General features: G+C 51.5%; 1 protein-coding gene. It reads left to right on the top strand.

From position 1 onward, the window contains the following. The first annotated feature begins 232 nt into the window (after positions 1-232). On the top strand, positions 233-9,736 hold the full coding sequence (locus M3661_RS23680; protein WP_251489196.1) for a non-ribosomal peptide synthetase: 9,504 nt from the start codon (positions 233-235) through the stop codon (positions 9,734-9,736). The last annotated feature ends 189 nt before the right edge of the window (positions 9,737-9,925 follow it).

Genomic DNA, 9,925 nt, shown 5'->3' with positions numbered 1-9,925 from the left:
AGCAACGCCTTAACCGCCTCCACCCAGAGAAACCGCGCTTATCGAACGATCATAGCTAGGGTTGCAGCTCTATCAATTTGGTTAACTAGGTCCACAACCTTGTTCTACATTTGTACATGTACACAAGCGATACATGCTGTACTTGGAATTTATGTAATTGCGGGAGCGCGTGCCCGCTGTGGGGACGCGCTCTTCTATTCCATTACACCCGTTAAGACAGGGAGGTTCACGAATGAAGTCGGTATATGAGAAAGAAGAAGCCTATTGGAATGGAATGTTTGATTCGGATGACAGCATGAGCATCTTGCCATATTGCAGTACACACGGAAGAGAAGCGAACGCGGATACGAATGCCGCCAAAGTGTCTATGATCCGTTCACTCCCAACAGATCTGTCAGACAGAATGAACACTCTTGCGAACGGTTCGGATGTTGCCCTGTACATGATTGGATTGGCAGGGGCCACTTGCTTGCTCCACCATTATACGAACCGAGAAAATGTGCTTGTAGGCATGCCGACAATAGATGAATCGGAAGATGACTCATCACCTCGTGACGTACTCATTATGAAGACGAATTTGACACGCGAAAGCAGCTTCCGTTCCGTATTGGGGTCAATCAAGACAGCCGTCGGAGGAGCATTGGAGCATCGTCATCTTCCGTTTCGGAAAATGGTACACAACCTAAACCTGGAGATGGACACGAACGGACTTCCGGTGATGAATACGGTAGTGTCTTATTCAGCTATACATACCGCTTCTATCGACCTTAGCGTCAGCTCCGACGTCATATTCCGATTCGATGCGAAGGACGATGGCCTTCATTTGGAGGTGCTTTATGATGAAAGCCGCTATGATGCCTCCTATATTGCCACTCTATTCGAACATTTTTTCCGACTGCTTCATTTTGTGTTATTCCAGCCAGACCAGCCTATCGGCAATGCCGTGTTATTGTCCGAAGATGAGAAGCATCGCCTGCTTCATGAATTTAATGACGTGTGGACGGATTTCCCTCGTCAAGCAACACTACATCAGTTCATTGAGGAACATGCGGAGCGACAGCCAGAGGCAATCGCGGTTTCTTATGAAGATACCAAGCTGACGTATCGTGAGCTGAATACCCGGGCGAATCGCCTTGCCAGAACACTTAGATCTGAAGGTGTGCAGCCAGAAGCGCTAGTTGGGCTCATGGCTGAAAGATCGATCGACATGATTGTTGGGATGCTTGCCGTTTTGAAGGCGGGAGGCGGCTACGTCGCGATTGATCCGGAGTATCCGGAGGAGCGCGTTCGCTACATGCTGGAAGACTCGGGTGCTCGTGTCATTCTGGTTCAGCAGCATTTGCAGAATCGTGTGCCAAATACGGAATCAGCAGCTAGACTCCTTATACTTGACGATGAGCAGTCTTATCATGAGGATGCTTCGAAGTTGGAATCGAAGAGTACAGCTGTAGATTTGGCTTGCGTCATCTACACTTCGGGGACAACGGGTAATCCCAAAGGTAACCTGACGACACACCGCAATATCGTACGCATCGTGAAGAATACCAACTATATCGAAATTACGGAGCAGGATAAGGTACTGCAATTATCGAGTTATTCTTTCGATGGCTCCGCATTCGATATTTTCGGGGCATTAACGAATGGGTCCCAACTGGTTCTTGTTCCTCATCATACATTGCTTGATGCACGCAAGCTGGCGGAGCTGATCGAAACGGAACAAATATCGGTCATGCTGATTACTACCGCTTATTTCAATGTTCTTGTTGACGTAAACGTATCCTGTCTGCGTCATATCCGCGCGATATTGTTCGGAGGCGAGCGCTCCTCTGTCGCGCATGTGCGTAAAGCACTTGAACAGACAGGTCCGGGAAGACTGAAGCATGCCTACGGCCCTTCTGAAAGCACGGTATATGCGACATGGCATGATGTGACAGAGATTCCGGAGCGAGCCGTAAGTGTACCGATCGGTCGTCCAATCAGTAATACAGCCATTTATATCGTCAATGAACGAAATGATTTACAGCCGATAGGGGTATCCGGTGAGCTGTGTGTAGCGGGAGAAGGGTTAGTTCGCGGATATTTGAACCGTCCAGAACTGACTGCACAGAAATTCGTTGATAATCCGTTCGTACCGGGAGAGCGCATGTATCGTACTGGGGACTTGGCGAGATGGCTGCCGGACGGAACGATTGAATACGTTGGCCGAATGGATGATCAGGTGAAAATCAGAGGCCATCGCATCGAGATTGGGGAAGTAGAGGCGCAGCTTCTCAAAGTGGCGCCGATTCAGAAGGCGACGATTGTCGTCCGAGGCCGCGAGGACGGAGAGAAGCAGCTGTGCGCATATTATGTAGCAGATCGTCTGCTTCCTGCAGGCGAGATTAGAACAATGCTTGCCAAAGAACTGCCTAGTTATATGATTCCGGCATACTTCATTCAGCTTGAACAGATGCCGTTGACGACTAACGGCAAGGTAGATCGCAAAGCCCTGCCAGAACCGGAAGAGCACGTACAAGCAGAGACGGAATATGTGGCGCCTAGAAGTGAACAGGAAATTCGGCTTGCGAGAGTCTGGCAGGAAGTGCTCGGTCTAAGCCGAGTCGGTGCAAAGGATCATTTCTTCGAGCTGGGCGGCCATTCATTACGAGCGACGACACTGGTCAGCAAGCTGCACAAAGAAGAGAATATCAGCCTGTCTCTGCGCGATGTGTTCCGCAATCCTACTTTGGAAGCGATGGCCGCGCTCATGGAAGATGCTCAAGGACGCAAATTCGCACCCATCCCGACAGTTGAGGAGAAGGATGTATATCCGGTATCTTCGGTGCAGAAGCGATTGTTCATTTTGCATCAGCTGGAAGGAGCTGAGCAGAGCTATAACATGCCAGGGGCATTACTGCTTGAGGGTGATGTTGACCGGAACCGATTGGAGTATGCATTCCGTCAGCTGATCACACGTCACGAAACGCTTCGCACCGGCTTTGAAATGGTGAATGGAGAACCTGTGCAGCGCATTTATCCGACAGTTGATTTTGTAGTGGAAGAGATGTCAGCCCTGGAAAGGTCGGAAGTCGAGGAGCAAATCCGGCAATTCATTCGCGCTTTCGATCTGTCCACAGCGCCACTGTTCAGGGCGGGGCTGATTGAGCTTGCTCCGCAGCGTCACATTCTCCTGTTCGACATGCACCATATCATTTCGGACGGCACGTCAATTGGCATTATGATCGAGGAATTCACAAGCTTATACAGTGGGAATGAGCTTGAGCCGCTTCGCATTCAGTACAAGGACTTTGCTGCGTGGCAACGTTCCGAGGAGCAGATCGAGCAGTTGAAGCGCCAAGAAACTTACTGGTTGCAGCAAATGGAAGGCGTACTTCCTGTGCTTGAGCTGCCTACTGATTATGTACGTCCTGCTGTACAGAGTCATGATGGTGCGCTGTTCGAGTTCTCGCTTGATCGCGAGCAGAGCCAAGACTTGAGGAAATTAGCCGCCGATACGAGAACGACCTTGTACATGGTGCTGCTAGCGGCATACACGATCATCCTTCACAAGTATTCAGGCCAGGAAGACATTGTTGTAGGAACACCGATTGCGGGTCGAACGCATGACGATGTGCAGCCGCTTATCGGTATGTTCGTCAACACGCTGGCAATTCGCAATTATCCTTCAGGGTCCAAGTCTGTGCTTACCTACTTGGAGGAAATCAAAGAAACGACGCTGGGAGCGTTCGAGCATCAGGACTATCCGTTCGAGGAACTCGTGGAGAACGTGCAAATTTCGCGAGATATGAGTCGTCATCCGGTGTTCGACACGATGTTCGCCCTTGAGAATACAGAGCATCGGGAATTCGATCTGGATGGTCTTCAGGTGAAGCCATACGGTGCTGAATACGGCATGGCTAAGTTCGACTTGAATCTGACCGTAACAGAAGATGGCGATGGACTCTACTGCACCATGGAGTATGCTACGGCATTGTACAATCGCTCGACGATCGAAAGGCTTTGCGGCCATTTCCTGCAGGTCGTTGGAAGCATGACTCATAATCCGCAAGCAGCAATCTCATCACTGCAAATGGTAACCAGCGAGGAGAAGGCTCAACTGCAACATGAATTCAATGGTACGGTTATGGAGTACTCAAGTGACAAGACGGTTCATGAACTGTTTGCGGAACAGGTGGAGCGGACGCCGGAAGCTGTCGCTGTTGTCTCAGGCAGCGAGCAATTGAGTTACCGAGATCTTAACCGGAAGGCGAATCAGCTTGCGTGGAAGCTGCGTGAGTATGGTGTGACCGCAGAGCAGCCTGTCGGCATTATTGTCGAGCGAACGCTGGATACAGTCGTCGCAGTGCTGGCCGTACTCAAAGCATCGGGCACATTCGTACCGATCGATCCCGAATATCCAGAGACGCGTATTCGCTACATGTTGGCAGACAGCGGGGCTAAGCTGGTATTGGCGCAATCGGAGCTGCCGGGGATTATTCCTGATGATGTCCACCTAATTGATGTCCGCGATGAGTCTCTGTATCAATGCGACGGAGCTGACGTGCCGAATAGCAGCAAACCGTCCAACCTACTCTATATCATCTACACATCCGGAACGACGGGCAATCCGAAAGGGGTCATGCTGGAGCACGGCAACATGGTCAACCTGCTGCATTATCAGCAAAAAGGCACGAACATTCCGATGCCTTCGCGGATTTTGCAATATGCGTCCGGCAGCTTCGATGTATGCTATCAGGAAATGTTCTCTGCGCTCCTGTTCGGCGGAAGCTTGTATATGGTCGACAATGAGATGCGCAAGGATCCGGTGCGCTTGTTCCAGGAAATCGAAAAGCATGAAATCGACGTGATGTTCATTCCAGTGGCGTTCCTGAAATTCATCTTCGCCGAGCCGGAGTGGGCCGAAGCATTCCCGTGCTGCGTTCGCCATATCATTACGGCGGGCGAGCAGTTGGTCGTGACACCACAAGTGCAGGCGTGCTTGAAGCGACTCGATATCTGCCTGCACAACCATTACGGGCCATCGGAGACTCATGTCGTGACGACCTACACGATGACGCCGGAAGTTATCGAGGTTGGTCTGCCGCCAATCGGCAAGCCGATCGCGAACACGAGCATTTATATTGTGAACGACAGCTTCGAGCTGCAGCCGATCGGCGTGAAGGGCGAGCTCTACGTATCCGGGGCATGTGTCGGACGCGGGTACTGGGGAAGAACGGACTTGACGGAGGAGAAGTTCCTTGATAACCCGTTCGCACCTGGTGAGCGGCTGTATAAGACAGGTGACGTAGCGCGCTGGCTTCCAGACGGCAGCATCGAGTATGTGGGCCGAAGCGACCATCAGGTGAAAATCCGGGGCTTCCGCATTGAGCTGGGCGAGGTGGAATCGCAGTTGCTGCATGTACCGGCGGTACAGGAGGCGACTGTGATAGCGCTGGAAGATCATGCGGGCCAGAAGCAACTGTGCGCGTATTTCACAGCAGAGCGCTCACTTACGGCGGGCGAGATGCGGGCAACATTGTCGCAGGAGCTGCCAGGCTACATGATTCCGTCCTACTTCGTACAGTTAGAGCGGCTGCCGCTGACGCCGAATGGGAAGATCGATCGGAGAGCGCTGCCGAAGCCAGAAGGCGGCATTGAGACTGGAACGGAGTATGTCGCGCCGCGTACAGAGACGGAAGCAAGGCTTGCACGCATTTGGCAGGATGTATTGGGATTAGCAAGTGTAGGCGTGAAGGACAACTTCTTCGAGCTGGGCGGTCACTCGCTGCGGGCAACGACGCTGGTGAGCAGGCTGTACAAGGAAATGAACGTCAACTTCCCGTTAAGAGGTGTGTTCCGTCATCCAACCATCGAGGAGATGGCGAAGGCGATAACCGAGATGCATCAAGAACTTTACACGGAAATACCTATCGCTGAGGAAAAAGCCTATTATCCGTTATCTTCAGCGCAGAAACGGCTGTTCATTGTAAGCCAGCTGACAGGAGCCGAGGTAAGCTATAACATGCCGGGGGTGCTGATTCTCGAAGGAGAGCTGGATCGTGCGCGATTCGAACGGGCTTTCCAGAAGCTGATAGACCGACATGAATCGCTGCGGACAAGCTTCGAGACGGTACGCGGCGAGCCTGTGCAGCGCGTTCACCCGCAAGTGGAGTTCGCTATCGAATATCACCTTGCAGCAGAACAAGATGCAGAGGCGCTGATCACTCAATTCGTCCGTCCATTCCAGCTTAATCAAGCACCGCTGCTCAGAGTCGGATTGATTGAAACTGGACAGGAACGTCATATTCTGATGTTCGACATGCACCATATCATTTCCGATGGCGTAACGATGGGTCATGTCGTGAATGAATTCTCCCGGATATATGCAGGCGATCAACTGCCGGCGCTGCGTATCCAATATAAGGACTATGCTGTATGGCAGCAATCCAATGAATATGCAGAGAAGCTTGCGCATCAGGAATCCTATTGGCTGAAGCAATTGGACGGAGAACTGCCGACGCTCGAATTGCCGACCGATTATGTGCGACCGGCTGTACAGCAGTTCGAAGGTGATGTGGCCTTGTTCACCTTAACGAACAGTCAGGCCGAGCAGCTGCAACGATTAGCGGCAAACTACGGCGCAACCTTATATATGGTTCTGCTTGCAGCATATACCGTGCTCCTGCACAAATATACGGGACAGGACGATATCATTGTCGGAACACCGATCGCGGGCCGCAATCATACGGAATTGGAGCCGCTCGTTGGGATGTTCGTCAATACGCTCGCCGTCCGCAATTATCCAACTGGTGAGAAATCCTTCGCGGAACTGTTGGCCGAGGTGAAGGATACGGCCCTCGCCGCATTCGAGAATCAGGATTATCCGTTCGAAACGTTGGTAGAGAAGGTTCATAAGTCTCGGGATATGAGCCGGAATCCAGTGTTCGATACGATATTCAGTGTAGAGCATGCACAGCAGGATTCTTTCCATATCGATGGACTCCGGATAAGTCCATACCCGCACAGCCATTCTGTCGCGAAGTTCGACTTAACCTTCCATGCCGAACAGAATGAAGAAGGGATACTTTGTGGTCTAGGGTATGCGACTGCTTTATATTCCAGTGAGACTGTGGGGCGTATGGGAGAACATTTCGTGCAATTAATAGATGCCATCATCGCAGAACCGAATGCGAAACTGATGTCTCTGAATATGATGAGCCTGCAGGAAAGAGAGCAGGTCAAGCTGGTATTTAATGATACGATAACGAATTATCCGCGGGAGAAGACGATTCAACATTTGTTCGAGGAGCAGGCAGAGAAATCGCCGGATGCGGTTGCCGTCCAATTCGGAGGAGAAGGGCTCACATACCGCGAGTTGAATGAACGGTCGAATCGCTTGGCGAGAACACTGCGAGGTAAGGGTGTAAAAGCCGGCCGCTGCGTAGGTCTAATGACGGATCGTTCGTTAGACATGATTGTAGCGATTATGGCGACCCTGAAGGCAGGCGGGGCATATGTGCCAATTGATCCGGACTATCCAGAGGAACGCATTCGATACATGATCGACGATTCGGGAACATCGCTTCTAGTCGTTCAACGTCATTTGCAGGCGAACCATATTCCTGCGGATTGCATGGTTGTACTTGTAGATCATGAGGGCTCCTACCACACAGATGGCACGAATCTGGAGCAGCATAATGGGGCTTCTGATCTCGCTTACGTCATTTATACGTCAGGTACAACGGGAATGCCGAAGGGGAATTTAACAACTCACCGCAACATCGTCAGAGTAGTGCGGGATGCGAAATATATCGAGATCGATCAGCATGACACGGTGCTGCAATTATCCAGCTACGCTTTTGACGGCTCGACTTTCGACATATTTGGCGCCTTGCTGAATGGAGCGAAGCTTGTCCTGATAACGCGCGAGGTAGTACTCGACGCTGGACGATTGGCCGACACCATCGAGAGCGAGAAGATTTCGGTTATGTTCATCACTACCGCCTATTTCAATCTGCTCGTCGATCTGAGAGTGGACAGCCTGCGCCATATGCGTGCGATATTGTTCGGTGGGGAGCGCGCATCTGTGAGCCATGTGCGCAAGGCGCTCCGGCATTTGGGTTCAGGCAAGCTTAAGCATGTATATGGGCCAACGGAGAGCACCGTATTTGCGACTAGCCACAACGTTGATGAAGTAGCTGACAGCGCCGTTACCATACCGATCGGACGCCCAATTGGCAATACGGCCGTATATATTGTCGGCGAGGGAGACGTTCTGCAGCCGATTGGTGTAGCTGGTGAGTTATGCGTAGCGGGCGATGGAGTAGCCATAGGATATTTGAACCGTCCAGATTTGTCAGGAGCCAAGTTCGTGAATAATCCGTTCGTTCCGGGTGATCGCATGTACCGAACGGGTGACTTGGCAAGATGGCTGTCAGATGGAACGATAGAGTATGTGGGACGGAAAGACGATCAGGTGAAAATCCGTGGTTATCGAATCGAGCTTGGTGAGGTCGAAGCTCATCTGTTAGACCTTGAGGCGATCCAAGAAGCTGTGGTCATCGTCAGGGAGGAAAGTGACGGGCAGAAGCGCCTATGCGCTTACTATGTAGCAGCTCGTCCGATTACGGCTGGTGAGATGCGGATAGCTTTGGCTCAGCAGCTCCCGGGATATATGCTTCCATCCTACTTCGTACAGCTCGATAAGCTTCCACTGTCACCGAACGGCAAGGTGAACCGGAAGGCACTTCCGGCCCCTGAATTGCATGTGCAGGCAGCCTCGGAATACGTGGCCCCGCGCACGCCGCAAGAAGTACTGCTTGCTCACATATGGAGGGAGGTGCTCGGGCTAGGTCAGGTAGGCGTTAAGGATAATTTCTTCGAGCTTGGCGGTCATTCCTTAAGCTTAATGAGGCTAGTGGAGCGCGTCTATACCGAGACTGAGGTTGAAATCCCAATTCACAGCGTATTCCGGGAGCCGACAATTGAAGCGATGGCGTACGAGATGTTGAAATCCGAACTTGCAGGCAAGGCAGGAAATCATTTTATGAAATTGAACGAAAACGGTCATATCCCTGTCTTCTGCTTCCCTCCGGGACTTGGTTACGGTCTCAGCTACTTGGAACTGGCCAAGCAGCTGGATCATCACTGCATCCTGCATGGCATTGACTTTATCGATGATGCTGAAACTCGGGAGGAACTGCTTGAACGATACGTGAATGCGATCCTTGCTGTTCAACCGCAGCCGCCATTTATATTGTTAGGTTATTCTCTAGGTGGCAATCTGACGTTCGAGGTTGCGAAAGCGTTGGAGTGCCGAGGGTATCCGGTATCGGATGTCATCATGGTTGATTCCTTGCGGAAGCTGAAGGTGCATGAAGTAGACGAATTCGACGGCGACATCGATCAAATGATTGATGGTGTGGAGGAGCTGAAAGATATGCTGGTTCACCATCCTCTTCTCCGCGATCAGGTTAAGAACAAGATGAGGGCGTACTGGTCGTACGCGACTGAACTCGTTAACTCCGACATCATTGATGCCAATATTCATGCACTGATGGCGGAGCCATCCGAGGTGAACCAGGCAGACGGGGAGCAGCTCGCAACATGGCAGGAGGCTACTCGCGGCAGGTATGCGGAATACAACCTACGCGGTGTACACGAAGAAGTGCTTCAACCGCCTTTCTTGGAAGCGAACGCTAACGTCATGCAAGCAATCATTCGGCATATTCTCGAGCAAACAATGGTTGCCCACTAGTTGTACAGATTTCTGGCACCTGATGAAGAAAGGCATGCTTGCAGGCCTGCATCAGTTGGCGATAAGTAGCTGAACGCACACAGACTGCTGAAGTACAAAGGACGCTGATGCATACAGCTTGTTGATATTCACAGCTAACTGAAGTACACAGGCCAACTGATGCTCATAGCCTGCTCATGCGCACAGACT

Origin of the sequence: Paenibacillus sp. MER 180, assembly GCF_023713665.1 — a bacterium.
In the GTDB taxonomy this organism is placed as follows: Bacteria; Bacillota; Bacilli; order Paenibacillales; family Paenibacillaceae; genus Paenibacillus_B; species Paenibacillus_B suaedae.
Note: the sequence above shows the minus strand (reverse complement) of the source record. Positions and strands in the feature narration are given on the sequence as shown.

Coding starts and splice junctions, on each gene's coding strand:
- M3661_RS23680 (WP_251489196.1), top strand. CDS start 233: ATGAAGTCGGTATATGAGAAAGAAGAAGCCTATTGGAATGGAATGTTT.